Origin of the sequence: Corynebacterium sp. ACRPE, from assembly GCF_022347435.1 — a bacterium.
Lineage (GTDB): Bacteria > Actinomycetota > Actinomycetes > Mycobacteriales > Mycobacteriaceae > Corynebacterium > Corynebacterium tuberculostearicum_D.
This window is the reverse complement of the sequence record NZ_JAKRNA010000002.1, coordinates 57672-73702: the sequence shown is the minus strand read 5'-3', so window position 1 is coordinate 73702 and position 16031 is coordinate 57672. Positions and strand designations below refer to the sequence as shown.

Annotated in this window: 18 protein-coding genes; 9 read left to right on the top strand and 9 right to left on the bottom strand. The window is 63.9% G+C overall.

What is annotated here, in order from left to right; all coding sequences use genetic code 11:
• Nucleotides 1–99: 99 nt before the first annotated feature.
• The 3 genes from MHY13_RS01665 to MHY13_RS01655 form a co-directional block, all read right to left on the bottom strand.
• Nucleotides 100–1080, bottom strand: a complete 981-nt coding sequence (locus tag MHY13_RS01665) for an HNH endonuclease signature motif containing protein (RefSeq protein WP_239280260.1) — start codon at nt 1078–1080, stop codon at nt 100–102.
• A gap of 125 nt (nt 1081–1205) precedes the next feature.
• Nucleotides 1206–1520, bottom strand: coding sequence for a DUF3017 domain-containing protein (locus MHY13_RS01660; RefSeq protein ID WP_239280258.1), 315 nt, complete (start codon nt 1518–1520; stop codon nt 1206–1208).
• Entirely contained in the window at nt 1517–2365 is an 849-nt protein-coding gene (locus tag MHY13_RS01655) for a bifunctional methylenetetrahydrofolate dehydrogenase/methenyltetrahydrofolate cyclohydrolase (RefSeq protein ID WP_239280256.1), read from the bottom strand. Before MHY13_RS01655 ends, MHY13_RS01660 begins: the two co-directional genes overlap by 4 nt.
• Before the next feature lie 23 nt (nt 2366–2388).
• Here MHY13_RS01655 and MHY13_RS01650 point away from each other — a divergent pair, with 23 nt between their 5' ends.
• Nucleotides 2389–2859: a tRNA (cytidine(34)-2'-O)-methyltransferase gene (locus MHY13_RS01650; RefSeq protein WP_005322648.1), complete on the top strand. Its 471-nt coding sequence runs from the start codon at nt 2389–2391 to the stop codon at nt 2857–2859.
• Here MHY13_RS01650 and MHY13_RS01645 read toward each other — a convergent pair.
• Together MHY13_RS01645 and MHY13_RS01640 are read right to left on the bottom strand one after the other, a co-directional pair.
• Nucleotides 2843–4207: a PH domain-containing protein gene (locus MHY13_RS01645; RefSeq protein WP_239280254.1), complete on the bottom strand. Its 1365-nt coding sequence runs from the start codon at nt 4205–4207 to the stop codon at nt 2843–2845. The genes MHY13_RS01650 and MHY13_RS01645 overlap by 17 nt on opposite strands.
• Entirely contained in the window at nt 4204–4665 is a 462-nt protein-coding gene (locus tag MHY13_RS01640) for a PH domain-containing protein (protein WP_179387420.1), read from the bottom strand. The genes MHY13_RS01645 and MHY13_RS01640 overlap by 4 nt, the downstream gene beginning before the upstream one ends.
• Before the next feature lie 111 nt (nt 4666–4776).
• Between MHY13_RS01640 and MHY13_RS01635 the strand changes: the two genes are divergently transcribed.
• From MHY13_RS01635 to MHY13_RS01620, 4 genes are read left to right on the top strand one after another with little or no spacing between them, the layout of a single operon-like run.
• Nucleotides 4777–5325, top strand: a complete 549-nt coding sequence (locus tag MHY13_RS01635) for a hypothetical protein (RefSeq protein ID WP_005322654.1) — start codon at nt 4777–4779, stop codon at nt 5323–5325.
• On the top strand, nt 5318–5536 hold the full coding sequence (locus MHY13_RS01630) for a helix-turn-helix transcriptional regulator (RefSeq protein WP_255712183.1): 219 nt from the start codon (nt 5318–5320) through the stop codon (nt 5534–5536). Before MHY13_RS01635 ends, MHY13_RS01630 begins: the two co-directional genes overlap by 8 nt.
• 42 nt (nt 5537–5578) lie before the next feature.
• On the top strand, nt 5579–5842 hold the full coding sequence (locus tag MHY13_RS01625) for a helix-turn-helix transcriptional regulator (RefSeq protein ID WP_005322660.1): 264 nt from the start codon (nt 5579–5581) through the stop codon (nt 5840–5842).
• A complete protein-coding gene (locus MHY13_RS01620) occupies nt 5842–6339 on the top strand; it encodes a hypothetical protein (protein WP_239280252.1) in 498 nt (165 codons plus the stop codon). The genes MHY13_RS01625 and MHY13_RS01620 overlap by 1 nt, the downstream gene beginning before the upstream one ends.
• Here the strand turns inward: MHY13_RS01620 and MHY13_RS01615 are convergent.
• Complete coding sequence (locus MHY13_RS01615; protein WP_239280250.1) at nt 6336–9455, bottom strand: error-prone DNA polymerase; 3120 nt, start codon at nt 9453–9455, stop codon at nt 6336–6338. The two genes, MHY13_RS01620 and MHY13_RS01615, sit on opposite strands and share 4 nt — an antisense overlap.
• Before the next feature lie 137 nt (nt 9456–9592).
• Here MHY13_RS01615 and MHY13_RS01610 point away from each other — a divergent pair, with 137 nt between their 5' ends.
• The 3 genes from MHY13_RS01610 to MHY13_RS01600 all read left to right on the top strand — a co-directional run bounded on the left by MHY13_RS01610 (nt 9593) and on the right by MHY13_RS01600 (nt 12241).
• A complete protein-coding gene (locus MHY13_RS01610; RefSeq protein ID WP_239280248.1) occupies nt 9593–10456 on the top strand; it encodes a MetQ/NlpA family ABC transporter substrate-binding protein in 864 nt (287 codons plus the stop codon).
• Between the two features lie 70 nt (nt 10457–10526).
• The gene (locus MHY13_RS01605) at nt 10527–11564 is read left to right on the top strand and encodes a methionine ABC transporter ATP-binding protein (RefSeq protein ID WP_204610137.1); all 1038 of its coding nucleotides are present in this window, start codon (nt 10527–10529) and stop codon (nt 11562–11564) included.
• Nucleotides 11561–12241, top strand: coding sequence for a methionine ABC transporter permease (locus tag MHY13_RS01600; protein WP_239280246.1), 681 nt, complete (start codon nt 11561–11563; stop codon nt 12239–12241). The genes MHY13_RS01605 and MHY13_RS01600 overlap by 4 nt, the downstream gene beginning before the upstream one ends.
• A 35-nt stretch (nt 12242–12276) precedes the next feature.
• Here the strand turns inward: MHY13_RS01600 and MHY13_RS01595 are convergent, their stop codons facing one another.
• Nucleotides 12277–13137 (bottom strand): sucrase ferredoxin, encoded by an 861-nt coding sequence (locus MHY13_RS01595; RefSeq protein WP_239280244.1) that lies wholly within the window; start codon nt 13135–13137, stop codon nt 12277–12279.
• 110 nt (nt 13138–13247) lie between these two features.
• On the opposite strand from MHY13_RS01595, the gene MHY13_RS01590 reads away from it, so the two are divergent.
• Nucleotides 13248–13805 carry a hypothetical protein gene (locus MHY13_RS01590; RefSeq protein WP_239280243.1) on the top strand — a complete coding sequence of 186 codons (558 nt, stop codon included), beginning with the start codon at nt 13248–13250 and terminating at the stop codon, nt 13803–13805.
• Here MHY13_RS01590 and MHY13_RS01585 read toward each other — a convergent pair.
• The gene (locus MHY13_RS01585; protein WP_239280241.1) at nt 13802–15325 is read right to left on the bottom strand and encodes a DNA polymerase Y family protein; all 1524 of its coding nucleotides are present in this window, start codon (nt 15323–15325) and stop codon (nt 13802–13804) included. The genes MHY13_RS01590 and MHY13_RS01585 overlap by 4 nt on opposite strands.
• Nucleotides 15322–15990, bottom strand: coding sequence for a hypothetical protein (locus MHY13_RS01580; RefSeq protein ID WP_239280463.1), 669 nt, complete (start codon nt 15988–15990; stop codon nt 15322–15324). Before MHY13_RS01580 ends, MHY13_RS01585 begins: the two co-directional genes overlap by 4 nt.
• Nucleotides 15991–16031: the final 41 nt, after the last annotated feature.

The window sequence follows — 16031 nt, the reverse complement described above, 5'->3', positions numbered from 1 at the left end:
CTCGCTGCATCTGAGATCGCCGAAGCCGCGCAGCGCGCACTAACTATAAGCGGTGCGGCACGCTGCGCTGGGGTTATGGCTTGACGCGGCGGGACGGGATCAGCCGTCTTCGGGCGGCTTGGCCCAAGGCGGGCGCCAGACGATGCCTTCGCCGGGGCGGCGCTCAAGCCGGCCGCGGCGTGGCGGCGCATTAGGGTCATCATCATTGACCCCGTTGTGATACTTGCAGGCCATGGTGAGGTTCTCGGGATTCGTGTCCCCACCGAGCAGCCACGGGGTGAGGTGGTGGACTTGGCATTCATCCGCTGGCGTATGGCAATCGGGCCACGGGCACACAGGGTTTTCCGCCATCGCCATCTGGCGTTGCTTCCATGTAGCTCGGCGCCGCGATTGATAGAGGTTTACGGGGCCGGTGACAGGGTGGATGAGGGTGATAAGGCCGACGTCGGCAAGCGCGCGGCGGGCAAGGTCCGCACCGGAGATTTGCGCGCCATTGGTTAGCTGCAAGGTGACGTCCTCGCCGTGGATGACCTTGACCATCTCATTGAGGGTAAGCACCACATTGGTGGTGATTGTGGAGGCGGCGGCACCCTGGGAAAAGACGCGGCGGGCATCGGCGACGGTGGAGACATGGTTATTAATCTCTGCCACCAGTTCGGACTCGGCGGTAATGGTCAGCGTCCACAGGTCATCGCGGCGGCGGGTAAGACGCACGCCCTCAGAGCGCTTGGTGGTGCGCTCCTCGCGGACAAGGCGTCGGGCGCGCTTTTCAATCTCGCTGGTAGCAACGCGCAGAGCGCATAGTTCCTCGCGCAGCGCCCAGGCCGCGCGCTGGGTTTTCATCTTCTGGGCATAGTGCTCGATGATTTTTAGCGCGTCAAGCGGCAGTGTGGTGCGGCGGGCGGCGCGCTGCTTGGCGCGAAAGGAAGTGCGGTCGAAGTAGGTGTCGGCAAGGCGGGCAAACTCGGCGGCCTCGCGATCGCTAAAGCCCTTATCGACGAGCTTTTCTACCGACAGCCCAACGCACTCCTCGATGAGCACCATCGGGGAATTCACGGCTGTCAGGTAGTTCGAAATCATGGCCCTGAGCCTAAACCGGCCGCGCAACTCGGCGCGCGGTGACGGGCGGCAGCCTGTGGATAATCTCCCGAACGACACCCTCTAAGGCCGAGATAGGTGAAAGCTCTACAAAAGACTGTGGATAACTAGCTGCCGAGCGAATCCACGGAGAAGGCCAGAAAGGCCATCACGGCGCCGAGTAGGCCGGTAAAGCAGGCATCGAAGCGACGCGAACGCACTGCCAGCACGCCGACGCGACGGGAATCGCAGGTAAGGCGGACCACAGTGAGCCACAGCAGGGCGAGGCCAAGGAGGAACGTGGCCCGGCGCCAGTACTCAAAGACGGCGTAGCCGCCGGAGACGACCACGCCGGCCACGAAGATCCCGATGGCTGCCCACTGCGCGGCGGGCGGCAGCGAGGAGGGTGCGAGGCCGGCGTCGTGCGGATTGTCTAGATTCACGCCAACTTTTCCGCGCGCTCGACGATATTGCGCACCAAGAAGGCACGGGTCAGCGGGCCGACGCCGCCCGGGTTCGGCGAGACGAATCCGGCCTTGTCCCAGCAGTCTGGGTGGATGTCGCCGGTGAGCTTGCCGTCGACGCGGGAGACTCCGACGTCGAGAAGCGCGGCGCCTTCCTTAATCATGTCCGCAGTGAGCATGTGGGGCTGGCCGGCGGCGGCGATGACGATATCGGCCTCGCGGGTCTCGGCGGCCAGGTCCTTGGTGCCGGTGTGGCAGAGGGTGACGGTGGAATTCTCGCTGCGGCGGGTAAGCATCAGGCCGATGGGGCGACCCACGGTAACGCCGCGGCCGATGACCACGGTCTTGGCGCCGTTGAGCTCAACGCCGAAGCGTCGCAAAAGGTGCAGGCAGCCGTTCGGGGTGCACGGCAGGGGTGCATCCTCGTTGAGCACGAGCTTGCCCAGGTTAACCGGGTGCAGGCCATCGGCGTCCTTTTCGGGGTCGATGCGCTCGAGGATGGCGTTTTCATCCAGGTGCTTCGGCAGCGGGAGCTGGACGATGTAGCCGGTGCAGGCATCATCGGTGTTGAGATCATCGATAACGGCCTCAAGTTCTTCCTGCGTGACATCGGCCGGCAGGTCCTTGCGGATGGAGTTGATGCCGAGCTTTTCGCAGTCGCGGTGCTTCATCTTCACATAGGACTGGGAGCCGGGGTCTTCGCCGACCAGGACGGTAGCGAGGCCGGGCGTAATCCCCTTGTCCTTCAGCGCGGCCACGCGCTGGGCGAGGTCGGCGAAAATCTCGTCGCGGTACAGTGTGCCATCTAGTTTGGTAGCGCTCATAGCCACCATCCTAGACTGAAGGCATGAGCCAGCTGCACATTGTCTTTGATAACCCCGTCATTCCCACCAATACGGGCAACGCCATCCGCACGGCCGCGGTGACGGGCGCGAGCCTGCACCTGATTGAGCCGCTAGGCTTTAATTTCGACGATAAGCACTTAAAGCGCGCCGGACTGGATTATCACGATCTGGCCGATGTGCAGATTCACAAGGATTTTCAGGCTTGCATGGATGCGCTGCCGGGGGCGCGCGTCTTCGCGTTTACCACGCATACGGATAAGTGGTTTACGGATATCGAATACCAGGAGGGCGATGTCCTTCTCTTCGGCACGGAGCCGACTGGCCTGCCGGAGGAGCATATTAACCATCCGCGCGTGACGGACCGCGTGCGCATTCCGATGGTGCCGGCCAGGCGCTCGATGAACCTGTCGAATTCGGCGTCGACGGCCGTATTCGAGGCGTGGCGCCAGCTGGGCTTTAACGGGGCGGTTTAAGCCCTGGCAGTTGGCGGGAGCGCAGGCGGGCAAGGAGTGCGGTGGCGTCGGCAAGCGTGAGGTTGCGCGCGGCCATGCGCACGGGCCCTTGAACTAGGTCGAGGTTGACGGTGGCTAGGCCGAGCGCCTGGGAAATCGGCCCGCGGCGGTAGGTTAGCTCCTGGATATGGGAGGTGTGGATGGCCTTGACGCGGCGGTTGAGCCGGCCGTTGCGCACGATGACGTAGTCGCCGGTGAGCGCGACGGTTTGCTGGCGGTAATCCAGCGGGGAGACCCATTTGGCGCGGGCCGGCGAGGCGTAGGTGGGCGCGGCGTCGGCCGGGAGGAATTGCCGGGCTTGGGCGAGGGAGCCGACCGGCAGGATGCGGGTGGAGCCAGAAGCCTTGCCGCTTGCCGACGCCCCATATCCCGCCACCGACACCCTCACCTCGTACCAGCCCAACGGCCGCCACAGGAACGGCTGGGTAATTTGCACGGCGTGGATGCGGTCAAGGCGGATGCTTTGGCGGCGGCGATCGGCCAGGCCGTAGGTGATGTTGAGTACCTCGCCGTCGGTGCGGGCGGTGTAGCGCCAGGAGGAATCGAGCACGTTCCAGACGTTGGGTATCGCGCCGACGAGGATGGGCAGCGCGGTCGACAGCGGCAGCCGGGTGACCACGACAAGGATGAGGAAACCGACGAGGAAAAGCGTGGAGGCGCGCAACGCGGCCGCCATAAGGGAGCGCGCGATCGGAATTTCGGGCACGAGGGTCGGTTCTTCGGCCGGCGGGGCGGGTGTTGGGGCGCTGGTCAAGTCGGCTGCGGTTGCGTCGATGTCAGTGTCCGCGGCCGGTGCGGGTGCGCCGTGGACGCGGGCGAGGATGTCCTCGCGCAGGGCTTCGGCGTCGGCCTTTTTGAGGTAGGCGATTTCGATGACTGATGATTGGCCGCCGGCTGTTTCTACACGGACGGCCGCTAGCCGGAAAAGGCGAGCGATGACAGGCTCGACGACGTCGACGGCCTGGGTGCGGTCATAGCGCGCGGTGCGCAGTTGGGTGGAAAAGAGTCCGCGGCGCAGGGATAGCTCGTCCGCGCCGAGCTGGTAGCCCATGCGGCGCCACCACAGGCCGGAGGCGAGCCACACGACCGCGCAGACTGCAACGAACGCGGCGAGAGCTAGGGCGGTATCGCGCAGGGCCTCGCCGCGGTGCTCGCCAGTGATGAAGGCGAAGATATCGCGCAGGGCTTCCAGGTTGACGTTGAGGGCGAAGGCCGCGATGAGGGCCAGGATCACTGACCATAGGCGCAGCAGCGGGGTGAGGCGGTGGACGCGGCGGAAGCTTGGTTGGGTGCTGGACTGGTCGCTCATAGGCCGCTCATCCGTTCGCGGGCTTGGTGGGCAAGGCGGGTACGGAGGGCGTCGGCAAGCGGGGCTTCCAAGCCCTTAATGGTGGCGTCCGTGCTGGCCGAGGCCGTGTGGAGCTGCAGCTTTTTTAGCCCGAGGGCGCGGTCGATGGGCCCGGAGGTCACGTCCACGAATTGGATGCGGCCGTAGGGCACGACGGTGAAGGAATGCCAGAGCTTGCCGCGAGTGATAAGCAGCTCATCGTCGGTCTCGAGCCAGCCCATGTTGCGCACCTGGGCGGGGATGAGCCAGAGCAGCCAGAAGAAAAGGGCGACGAAAAGCCCGGCCGCCCAGTAGAACCACGGGGTCCACCAGAAACCTGCCGCACCGGCGGCCGCCGCGAGGACAATCATCCAGCTCAGGTGGTGGATATAACGCGAGGTCACCAGGCGTGGCGAGACGGGATTCATTTCTTCGCTCATAGTTATTGACAGTATCAATCGGGCCATACCCTTGCCTCACTTATCGTTAATCGATATTATCGAATTACGACAACATCGAGAGTCGATAAACAATCGGCGGAAAGGATTGTCATGACCACCCCACAACCCACCTCCAAGGCCGAGCGCCGCGAAATTAACACAGCGGCCGGCATCTGCCTCCTTACCATCGTCATCCTCGGCCCTACCTACCTGCGTGAGCTTGCCACCGGACGCTTTTCCACCGCACTGAGCGCAGCCATCCCAGAAGGCCTAAGCAAACACAACCTCGACGGCGGACCATTCTGGATGCTCACCGCAGCGCTCGTCGTTAAGATTGCGGCTATTTTGATCATCGCGTTCTTTACCTACCGTCTGGTCAAGCCCATGCTTCGCGGGCAGGTCTTCACTACGAAAAATATTCGCTTCCTCAATGGAATAGCCATCGGGATTCTCGTCTGGTTTATCGGACGCTTCCCGCTCGAAGGTATGGGCAACAACTGGGCCTCTTCACAGCTAGGGATCGACTGGTGGTCCAGCCAGAGCGGAACGTCATTTGGCGAGCTCGCGCTGCTTTACCTCTTTGCCTGCGCCCTACAGCTCTTCTCAGCCGCCATCAAGCGCGGTTGCAAGCTAGAAGAGGAGGTCGAAGGACTTGTCTGAGCCACAAGGGCCCCAGGTAGTCTGCCACCTCGACCGAATAATGGAAGAGCGCGGCATAACCGGAACGGCACTCGCTAAAGAAGTAGGCATCACCCCAGTCAACCTCTCCGTATTGAAGAATAATCGTGCCAAAGCCGTACGCTTTAGCACCCTCGCAGCACTATGCGCGGCACTGGACTGCCAGCCAGGGGATATCTTCGGCGTCGAGTAGCAACCCTTGCCAGGGCGTTGGGTTTATGCAATACTTTGACTCATGTCCCCAAAGAAGAAGCCCTCCGCACCCATTTATAACCGGGTACGCGTGCTACGCGCCGAGCGGGACATGTCGCGCGCGCAGCTGGCTGAGGCCATCGACGTCAACCCCCAGACCGTCGGAGCCCTTGAGCGCGGGGACCACTCCCCCAGCCTGGACCTAGCTTTCCGCGTCTGCGAGGTCTTTGACCTTCCAGTGGAGGCCATCTTTTCCCGCCAGGAATTTGCCCCTATGTCCACTGAAATCTATAGGAAGAATTCCTAATGGCTACCACAATTCCTGCCTCTGTTTCCCGCCGCAAGCGCTTGATCCTGGCCGGCGATATTTTTCTCGGCCTGGCCATCGTGGCGGCGCCCCTGCACTTCTTCGCGCTTGGCTTGTCTAATCTGCTGTGGCCGATAGCTGGCATTGCGGCGACCATGTGCACCACGTGGCTGCGCCAGTCCATTCGGCACCTCGACGTTCCTACTACGGAGATGGAAGAGTACGAGCTGCGCCTGCATACCGACGCCCGCGACAAAGGCCTGAAAACCGCATTGGCCACGGCCATAGTGCTCTTCCTTGTCGCTGGTGCCACCGCATTTGGCCTGCAAGTCTTCGGCACAGAGCAGGTCACAGCGGAGGCAGCGACCTCTGGGACTAATATCGCCATCTTCTTTGCCAAGCTCATCTATATCCAGCTGCTGTGGATTCCGTTTGCGGTAGCCAAAGAATTGGCCAATAAGCTCAACGCGGACGAGCTGCGCAGCGGCGGCAACTAGCGGAAGTCGCGGGAGCCGCGGGAGAGGAATTCCCCAAAATCCAGCGGCTCGAGCTTATCTGCAACCACGCTGACCGCGCCGGTGGCATTTTGCACGATGCCGCGGATGATCATCGCCCGGGCGGTGCGGGCTAGGACTTTATGCCGCGACCACAATCCGGGTGAGACCATCACGTTCATCAGGCCGGTTTCATCCTCGACGCCCAAAAAGGTCAGGCCAGAAGCAGTGCGCGGGCGCTGGCGGTGAGTAATGATGCCGGCGATACGCACGCGGGTGCCATCGGGGACATGGGGGAGCTGGGAGGCAGGGAGGACGTCGGCAAGCGAGGCACGCACCAGCTCCATCGGCTGCTGGTTATGGGTCACGCCGGTGGCGGCGACGTCGGTAGCCATGAGCTCAAACGCGGACATACCGGGCAGGTGCGGCGAGGCCAGGGCGGACGTACCGGGCAGCATGCCCTCACGCTCGGTGGCGGCGACGCCAGCCTGCCACAGCGCTTGGCGACGATCCAGCCCCAGACACTCCAGCGCCCCGGCCGTAGCCAGCGCCTCCACCTGCTCCACGCTGAGATCCGCCCGGCGCGAAAGATCGGACACGCTAGTAAAAGGCGCGGCCGCCTCCACGCGCTCGGCGGCGGACTCCCCTAGCCCCTTGATGAGGTTAAGGCCCAAGCGAATCTCGGCCGACCCCGTCGCACGGGCCTGGACGCCGGAGTCATTGATGCTCACCGGCAGCACCCGCACGCCGTGGCGCCGGGCGTCTTGGATGAGCGACTGCGGGGAATAGAAACCCATCGGCTGCGCGCGCAGCAACCCCACGCAGAATTCCGCCGGGTAGTGGTACTTAAACCACGCGGAAAAATACACCAGCGAGGCAAAGGACTGCGAGTGGGATTCCGGGAAGCCATAGGCGGCGAAGGCCACGATTTTGGCCCACAGCTTTTCTGCCACCTCGCCCTCGATACCGTTGGTCTCGTGCAGGCCGGCAAAGAAGCGGCTGCGCAGCGCGGCCATCTTTTCCGGGGATCGCTTCGAGCCCATGGCGCGGCGCAGGTCATCGGCCTCGGCACCGGAGAAGCCGGCGGCGTCGACCGCGATCTGCATCAACTGCTCCTGGAAGAGCGGGATGCCCAACGTCTTGCCCAGGGATTTTTCCAGCACCGGATGGTCATAAGCCACCTCTTCCAAGCCATCGCGGCGGCGCAGGTAGGGGTGCACGGACCCGCCCTGGATGGGGCCGGGGCGAATGAGCGCGATCTCGACCACCAAGTCAAAGAAGCGGCGCGGCTTCAGACGCGGCAGCGTGGCTAGCTGCGCGCGAGATTCCACCTGGAAGACACCCACCGCATCGGCGCGGCAGAGCATGTCATAGACCTCCGGCTCGGCCAGATCAAGCTCCCACAGGTGCACCTCGCGGCCGGTGGTGGCGCGCACGGCATCGATCATATGGTGCAGCGCCTCCAGCATGCCCAGGCCCAAAAGGTCGAATTTCACCAGGCCGGCGGCCGCGCAATCGTCCTTATCCCACTGCAATACGGAACGATTTTCCATGCGCGCCCATTCCATAGGAACGACGTCTGCAATGGGCCGGTCACACAGCACCATGCCGCCGGAGTGGATGCCCAAGTGGCGGGGCTGGCCGAGGAATTGCTCGGCTAATGAGGAGACGTCGGCAGGCGGCTCAGAGGTACCTTTCGACCATGCATCGGCCGAGCCCTGCGGGTAGCCCAACGCGCGGGCGGCATCGCGGGTAGCTCCCTTGCGGCGATAGGTAATGACATTGGCCACCTGCGCGGCGCGATCGCGGCCGTGGGTGCGGTAGACATACTGGATGACTTCCTCGCGGCGGCCTGACTCGATATCGATATCAATATCGGGCGGGCCATCACGGTCCGGGGAGAGAAAGCGCTCGAAGAGCAACTGCGCGGAGATGGGCTCTGCATTGGTAATGCCCAGCGCAAAGCACACCGCGGAGTTGGCGGCCGAGCCGCGGCCTTGGCACAGAATATTCTCGCGGCGGCAAAAATCCACCAGATCGCACACGATCAGGAAGTAGCCGGGAAAGCCCAGCTGCTTGATGACGCCCAGCTCATGCCGAATCTGTTTCCTCGCCGCCTGCCTGATCTCGGCCGGGCGCGAAGCATAGCGGTCCTTGGCGCGGCGCCAGACCTCGTGCTCCAGCCAGCTCATTTCGGTGTACCCCTCCGGCACCGGAAAATGCGGCAGGTTGGGAGCGAGGGCGTCCCAGGTAAAGGAGCACTCGCGGGCGAGCGCCACGGTTTCGGCGATGAGCTCCGGCCGATCCGGCAAGAGTTGCGCCATCTGCTCGCCGGATCGCAGCCAGCCAGCCCCCATGGGGTGGACGTGCGGCGCGGCGGCCGCGAGGGATTCGCGCCGGGCCAGGGCACGCTTGGCGGCGGCGAGCCGAGTTTGGTCGCGGGTCGCGGCCGCGGGCCGTGCGGTTGCGATGGCCCGCAGGTTATTGTATTTATCGAGGAAACGGTGCCGATCCGCATCCTCGGGGGACATGCTGCACGAATATTCGAGAACTATGCTGTCTATTTTTATTCTTTCGAGCAGGTTATCGATTTCCGCTAGTGCCTCCGGCCCTACCAGAAAGAAGCACTCCCCTTCCAGTTCGCGCGCCACCTCATCCAAGGGCGGATAAGTCACGCGATCCTTCTCCCCCGCCTCCATCCGGGCGCGCGCGATGAGTCGCGACAGGCGGCGATAGCCCTCCGGGGTGCGCGCCAGCACGGTCACCGGGGCCTCCGCGAGCGACAGCTCAGCACCGTATATGGCCGGAAGGTTCGCTTTAGCTGCGGCTTCGGCAAATTTCATCAGGCCATAAAAACCATCGCGGTCCACGATGGCCAACCCCTCAAGCCCCAGTTCCACGGCCCGGGCCACCAGTTCCTCCGGCTCGGCGGCGCCGTCGAGAAAGCTATAGGAACTTACCGCATGCAGCTCCGCAAAGGGCACGGTGGAATGGCCGCGCCGGGCAGAAACCGTAGACCCAGGAAGGTGATCCACCGGCACGGGCGCAGCGGATTCGCGGCCGGAGAGGATGCGCTCCACCCGCGACCACGACAGTGCCCTTCCGCCATTAAATTCCACTCCAGCAAGCGTAATATCGAATTATTGTTCTAGACAAGCCGGTGGGACGTGATGCCTACAATAGACAAAGCGGTTCGCTGATTGCTAAGTTGCTAAACAAGCAAATTATTTCAACTCCTACAAGAAGGGGATTCCCCATGCAGATCCGTCGCGTAGTGGCTGCTACCGCCGCCGTAACCATCGCTGCCACCAGCCTGGTGGCATGCTCTTCCGACTCCGATGACTCCAAGGCCATCAAAGTCGGCACCACCGATGACGCAAAGAAGGCTTGGGTAGCGTTCGAGCAGGAAGCAAAGAACGCAGGCTATGACATTGATATCCAGCCTTTCGCGGATTACAACACCCCGAACCAGGCTCTGGACCAGGGCGAGCTGGACACCAATAACTTCCAGCACCTGAAGTTCTTGGCGGAGTATAACCACGGCAACGGCACCAACCTGGTGCCTATCGTGGCTACCGAGATCGTGCCGCTGGCACTGTTCTGGAAGGACCACGACTCCCTCGACGGCATCGAGGGCGAAGAGGTCGCCATCCCGAATGACTCCACCAACCAGGCTCGCGCCATCAACGTGCTGGTCCAGGCCGGCCTTCTCACCCTGAAGGACAAGGACAACCTGGAGCCCACCCCGCTGGACATCGATGAGAAGAAGTCCAAGGTCAAGGTCACCCCGGTAGACGCGGCACAGACCACGTCCGCACACGGCGAGGGCACCCCGGCGATTATCAATAACTCCTTCCTGGAGCGCGCCGGCATCGACCCAGCCACCGCCATCTTCCAGGACGACCCAAACTCTGAAGAGGCAGAGCCGTACATCAACGTCTTCGCCGTCCGCGAGGAAGACGCCGATAACGAGGACATCAAGAAGCTCGCCGAGCTATGGCACAGCGACGCCGTCCAGGAGGGCGTTGACGAAGACTCCGCCGGCACCTCCGTCGAGGTGGAGCGCAGCCAGAAGGATCTGCAGGAGATCCTGGATAAGCTCGAAGCAGATCTGGACTAATCACCCTTGCTTTTACCCCGCCGGAGACCCCGGCGGGGTTTGGCACTTTCCTAGCTAAGGACGCAAACACGTGGCAGATTCCACCCACCGCGGCACCCGCATTGAGTTCCGCGAGATCACCAAGATCTTTAAGCAGAAAAAGGCGCGAATTAAGGCGCTCGACCATGTCTCCATGACCATCGAGCCTGGCGAAATCGTCGGCATCATTGGCTATTCCGGCGCCGGCAAGTCCACCCTCGTGCGCATGATCAACGGCTTGGACACCCCGTCCGCCGGCGAGCTGTTGCTCGACGAGACCAATATCGTTGGCATGTCCGAGCGGAAGCTGCGTGGCATTCGCCGCAATATCGGTATGATCTTCCAGCAGTTCAACCTGATGAGCTCGCGCACCGCGGCCGGCAATATTGAATACCCGCTGCAGCTGCAGGGCGTCGGCAAGCAGGAGCGCGCCCAGCGCGTGCAAGAACTGCTGGACTTCGTCGGTCTGGGAGACAAAGGCAAGAGCTACCCGGAGCAGCTTTCCGGCGGCCAGAAGCAGCGCGTTGGCATTGCCCGTGCGCTGGCCACCAATCCTTCGCTGCTGCTTGCCGACGAAGCCACTTCCGCCCTCGACCCCACCACCACGCAGGAAGTCCTCGACCTGCTGCGCCGGGTGAACAAGGAATTCGGCATCACCATCGTGGTTATTACCCACGAGATGGAAGTCGTTCGCTCCATCGCCGATAAGGTCGCCGTGATGGAAAACGGCCGCGTAGTAGAGCAAGGCAGCGTCTACGAGGTCTTCTCCAACCCGCAGACCTCCGTGGCCGCCAAGTTCGTGGCCACCTCGCTGCGCAACGAACCCGACGTCGTCGAAACCGACGACCTGCTTGCGCACGAAGGCCGCCTGTTTACCATCAACCTCACCGAGGAATCCGGCTTCTTCACCGCCGCCGCTCGGCTCAAGGAGGCCGGCGTGTCCATCGCCGTTGTCCACGGCGGTATCACCACGTTGCAGCAGCATTCCTTTGGCAAGCTGACCGTGCGGCTTAGCGGCGATAATAACGCCATCGAAGAGTTCTACCGCACGCTTTCTACCACCACCCAGATTGAGGAGATTGCACGATGACCGTCACCAACCTCGCCCAAGCCAACTGGGACCGCCTCGGCCCTTCGCTCGCCGAGGCCATCGTCGATACCCTCATCATGGTCTCGACCACCCTCATCGTCTCCGGCATCCTCGGCCTTGGCCTGGGCATGCTGCTCTACACCACCCGCACGGGCGGCATCCTGCAAAACAGGTTTGTCTACGTCATTGTTAACCTGCTGGTGAACTTCGTCCGCCCCATCCCGTTCATCATCTTGCTGGCCTTTGCCCAGCCGTTGACCGTCGCCGTAATGGGCGGCTCCATCGGCCGCGGCCCGGCTACCTTCGTCATGGTGATCGCCGCAACCTTCTCCGTGGCCCGCGTGGTGGAGCAAAACCTCGTGGCCATCGATCCCGGTGTTATCGAGGCCGCCCGCTCCATGGGTGCCTCGCCGTGGAAGATCATCACCTCCGTCATCGTTCCGGAGGCCCTCGGCCCGCTGATTCTGGGCTACACCTTCCTATTCATCGCCATCGTGGATATGTCCGCTATGGCCGGCTACGTCGGCGGCGGCGGCTTGGGTGACTTTGCCATCGTCTACGGCTACCGCGCCTTTGAGTGGAAAGTCACCGTCGTGGCCACACTCATCATCATCGTGCTGGTGCAGGCCGCCCAGTTCCTCGGCAACTGGCTTTCTTCCAAGGTCATGCGCCGCTAGCCCCCGCTTGCCGACGCCGCCCCTCCCCGCTCGGCCTACTCCGCGACCGGCTCCACGCCGGTCGCTACGATGGCTTGGCCTTTCTTCGGCGCATCGCCGCACGATGAGACCACGCCTTCTACCTCGCGCTCCTCGAGCGCCACACGCCAGCGCCGGCCGTCAGTGTGGCTGACCTCGCCGCCGTCGGTGGCGGTGAGCTGGCCGTAGGAGAGGTCCTCGCCGGCGTCAATAAGCGAGCGGGCCACCGCCAACTCCGCCACCTGGCCGCGCGGGCCGAAAATACCGCGCCCGCGATTTACCGGGTAGAAATACTTCCCCTTCGCCGCCGCCGCAATCATCTGCGCGGCGGCTTCTTTATTCATGCGACCAAAGGAATAGGCCCATGGCATGAGCATGACCGACGGCGCGAACCGGTGCCCCTTCGTGTGCGAGGTCTCCCACACCATATCCGGATAATCCGCCACCAGCTCCGCAGCCAGCGGCCGGCCCTTGACCGCACAGCACGTATCGCGCTTCGCGTGCGTGCACACCAGCACCAGCGGCGTATCCAAAGCGCCGCCCCCATTGCGGCCAGGCCCGGTCAGGTCCAGATCGAGGATCTTCTCCGGTCCCGTCAGCAGCACGAGTTCCATCACGCCCTGCTCGGCCCACACCAGGTAGCAGCGGTGCATCTTGCCCACCTGGCGGCCGTTGCGGCCCGGCCGGCGAATAAGCTGCAGCCCCGCCATGCCCTTCAGCTTGGTCTTGAGCTGCGCTGTGAGCTCCGGCCCAAAGGTATCGCCGTCGAGCACGTCTCGCGACCATCCGCCCGGCCACTCAAAAAGCACATAGACGGATTCCTTCTTCGCCGTGCCTGGCAGCGGCTCTACCTGGATATCTGAACAGAACTCGGTCATATACCTAAGCCTAACCTTTCTGCATTTCAGCTCACACCCTTGGCCACAATTCGGCCACGAAATACCCCCTCGGCTATACAGTTCACGGCCGAAACTATAACCTAGGGGGCATGCTAAAAGTCCGTCTCGCCGCAACACTCCTCGTCGCTGCTTCCCTCAGCGGCTGCGCCGCCCAAGAGACGGACCGCACCACCATGGCTGCATCTGCGGATAACTCCCAGCTCAATCCGCTGGGCCAGGCCAATATGGAGATGAAAACCCTCCGGCCGCAGGCGCCCTCCGAGCTCACGGTGACCGACGTGCGCATCGGCCGGCACGAGGGTTTTGAGCGCGTCGTCTTCGAGCTCGATGGCGGCGGCGCTCCCGGCTGGTTCGTGGATTACGCCGATACACCCACACAGCAGGGTTCCGGCAAGACCATTGACTACTCCGGAGAGACCGCACTCAATGTCAATATCGACGGCGTGGTCTATCCCTTCGAGGCCGGCAAGGACGATCCCCGCATCGGCGTGGTGGATGCCCCTACAGAAGGAATTGTCACCCAAGTGGTCAACGGCGGCACCTACGAGGGCCGCTGCCAATTTGTCATCGGCATGACCTCTCGCAAGCCTTATTCCGTGCAGGTGCTCGATAACCCCACCCGCCTCGTGGTCGATATTCGCGATTAATAGGTCGCCTCAACCCGCCAGCGGCCGCCGGACCATACCAACAGCCAGGCCCGCTGATGCTCTTCGCGGTCGGCTTGGCCCACCACCTGCAGGCGCGCTACGTGCTGTGGAGTATCGGTCCACCACTGCGTATCCACCGGCCACGGCCCGGCCCAACCCAGCACGCGGAAACGATGCGCACCCCAGCTCAAGGCCACCGGCACCCCGGACAGGAGGGCTTCGGCGGTGACGAAGACGGGGCGCTCGGCGGCGTCGACAAGCCGAATGCGCGCGGCCGGGTGGTTCGGCCCACCGCCCAGCCGTGCAGGCAAGGGTGCGGGAATGCGGCCGGGCCACTCGCCGTCCGGCGGGGCGTCGCGCTGCTCGCCATAGGGCACGTACTCGATGCGCTCGGCCACCCCACGGCCGCCCACTGCCCGCGGCTGCAGCACGCGGTCAATCCCCAGCTGTGATTGCACGCGGGCGATCACGCGCTTGACCTGCTCCTGCGAGCCTTCCCCACCCCACAAACCGGTGGCGGACGGGGCAGCAACCTCCACCGGCTCCAACGCCAGGCGGCGAATGGCCGCGCCCTCACCAGTAGCGCGCGTGAGCCAGCCATCGAGCTGCCAGCGCACGCGGTCCGCGGTGGCCTGCTCCGTCAGCGCCTCCTGCGTGCGCCATACCCGCGCCAGCTCCTCACCGGTGCCAAACTCCGCCACCACGCGCAGCCGCAGGCATACCTTGCCGGCCGCTTCCAAGCGGGCATGCAGCCGAGCCGCAAGTTGGCGGGCCGCGAAGGCCGCCGCGTCCACGCGCTCGATGCGCTCTTCCATCTCCACCGCCAGATCCGGGCGCGCCAGCTCTGGGGCCACGCGCCTATCCGCACGGGCCTGGGCCAGTTCGTGGGCACGCCGGCCCGGCTCGCCAAACCGGATGGCTACCTGCTTAAACGGCAGCGCGGCTAAGTCGCCCAGACGCCGCACGCCTAGCTTGTCCAGCTGTGCGATAAACCCCGCCTCAAAGCCCAAGGCCTCATCGGCCGCCAGCACACCTACGGGCTGGGTGGCCAAAAACTCCCGCGAGCCGCCCTCCGGCACCACTGCGCCCACACCACGGTGCCGGGCTGCGATAACGGCCGTGGCAATCTCATCGGCAACGCCGAGGGTGGAGTCGAAGCCGGCGTACGAAGAGGCGTCGACAAGCATCTCTAGTGCTTTCTCCCCGTGGTAGCGCAGAGCCGCGCCCGCATCCACAATCGCCAGGCCTGGGCGCAACACCTCCACCGAGGACGCCACCGCATCTAAGCCGGCCGCGACCTCCGCAAACGCCGCGCCATCCCGGTCCGGATTGGCCTCCACCACTGCGGCCTCGGGGCACAGCGCTTGGGCCTGGCGCAGGCGCATCCCGCGCCGAACACCCGCCCGGCGCACCCTCCTATCGCACACCGCCACCGAGTGATTGCGCGCAATAACCATAGGGCTCTGCCCGCCGGCGGCCTGGATGGGCCAATCCGGAAACCACACGGCCGCTACCCTCATACGGCCTCCAACCGGCGACGCTGCCCCACCGTGAGCACCCCGCGCGAGGCCCCCTGCTTCGAGGTCACCTCCACGTCCATGTCCACGCCGCGAATGCGCCCGCTGCCCTTGCCGACGCCCCGATAGGCACTCACCCGTGCCCCTATCCCCACCGCCGTGCCGGGCAGGCGCGTGCCCACCGTGAGCACCGCCGCGCGCCCGCCGCGCACCTTTGCCAGCACCGGCCGAGCCTTGGTAGGGCTCACCTCGCCGGGCGGCCCATGGTGGACAACAAGGTCCAACCCTTCCGCCAATACTCCCGTCACCATCCAGGATTCCAGCCCCGGATCCGGCACGGTTACCACGCGTTCGATAGCACCCTCCTCGGCCACTTGTGCGAGTAGCAAATCCGGCCACCCCACCACGCCTACATGCCCGCCACGGGCGGTGAGGTGGCAGATAAGCTCCACTACCAGCGCCGGGCAGCTCGCACAGTGCGCCACCTGCCGGCGCGCCAGACCACCTGCAGGAAGCAAGCGCGCCAGGCCAGGGAGCGTATCTACCAGCTCTTCTTCCGGACCGCGCTCCATAGCGCGCATACGGGTACGCAGCACCGCCACGCGGTCCGACCTACTTAGCCCGGCCACCGCTTTTTCTAGGCGAACGCTCGTTTGACTCACCCGAATAGTATGAACCCTCACCCGGACACATGCAAGTGTATGTTCGA

Excerpts from the sequence above, each read along its gene's own strand:
- MHY13_RS01665 (WP_239280260.1), bottom strand. The coding sequence starts at position 1,080 with ATGATTTCGAACTACCTGACAGCCGTGAATTCCCCGATGGTGCTCATC.
- MHY13_RS01655 (WP_239280256.1), bottom strand. The coding sequence starts at position 2,365 with ATGAGCGCTACCAAACTAGATGGCACACTGTACCGCGACGAGATTTTC.
- MHY13_RS01650 (WP_005322648.1), top strand. The coding sequence starts at position 2,389 with ATGAGCCAGCTGCACATTGTCTTTGATAACCCCGTCATTCCCACCAAT.
- MHY13_RS01645 (WP_239280254.1), bottom strand. The coding sequence starts at position 4,207 with ATGAGCGACCAGTCCAGCACCCAACCAAGCTTCCGCCGCGTCCACCGC.
- MHY13_RS01640 (WP_179387420.1), bottom strand. The coding sequence starts at position 4,665 with ATGAGCGAAGAAATGAATCCCGTCTCGCCACGCCTGGTGACCTCGCGT.
- MHY13_RS01635 (WP_005322654.1), top strand. The coding sequence starts at position 4,777 with ATGACCACCCCACAACCCACCTCCAAGGCCGAGCGCCGCGAAATTAAC.
- MHY13_RS01625 (WP_005322660.1), top strand. The coding sequence starts at position 5,579 with ATGTCCCCAAAGAAGAAGCCCTCCGCACCCATTTATAACCGGGTACGC.
- MHY13_RS01620 (WP_239280252.1), top strand. The coding sequence starts at position 5,842 with ATGGCTACCACAATTCCTGCCTCTGTTTCCCGCCGCAAGCGCTTGATC.
- MHY13_RS01610 (WP_239280248.1), top strand. The coding sequence starts at position 9,593 with ATGCAGATCCGTCGCGTAGTGGCTGCTACCGCCGCCGTAACCATCGCT.
- MHY13_RS01600 (WP_239280246.1), top strand. The coding sequence starts at position 11,561 with ATGACCGTCACCAACCTCGCCCAAGCCAACTGGGACCGCCTCGGCCCT.
- MHY13_RS01595 (WP_239280244.1), bottom strand. The coding sequence starts at position 13,137 with ATGACCGAGTTCTGTTCAGATATCCAGGTAGAGCCGCTGCCAGGCACG.
- MHY13_RS01590 (WP_239280243.1), top strand. The coding sequence starts at position 13,248 with ATGCTAAAAGTCCGTCTCGCCGCAACACTCCTCGTCGCTGCTTCCCTC.
- MHY13_RS01585 (WP_239280241.1), bottom strand. The coding sequence starts at position 15,325 with ATGAGGGTAGCGGCCGTGTGGTTTCCGGATTGGCCCATCCAGGCCGCC.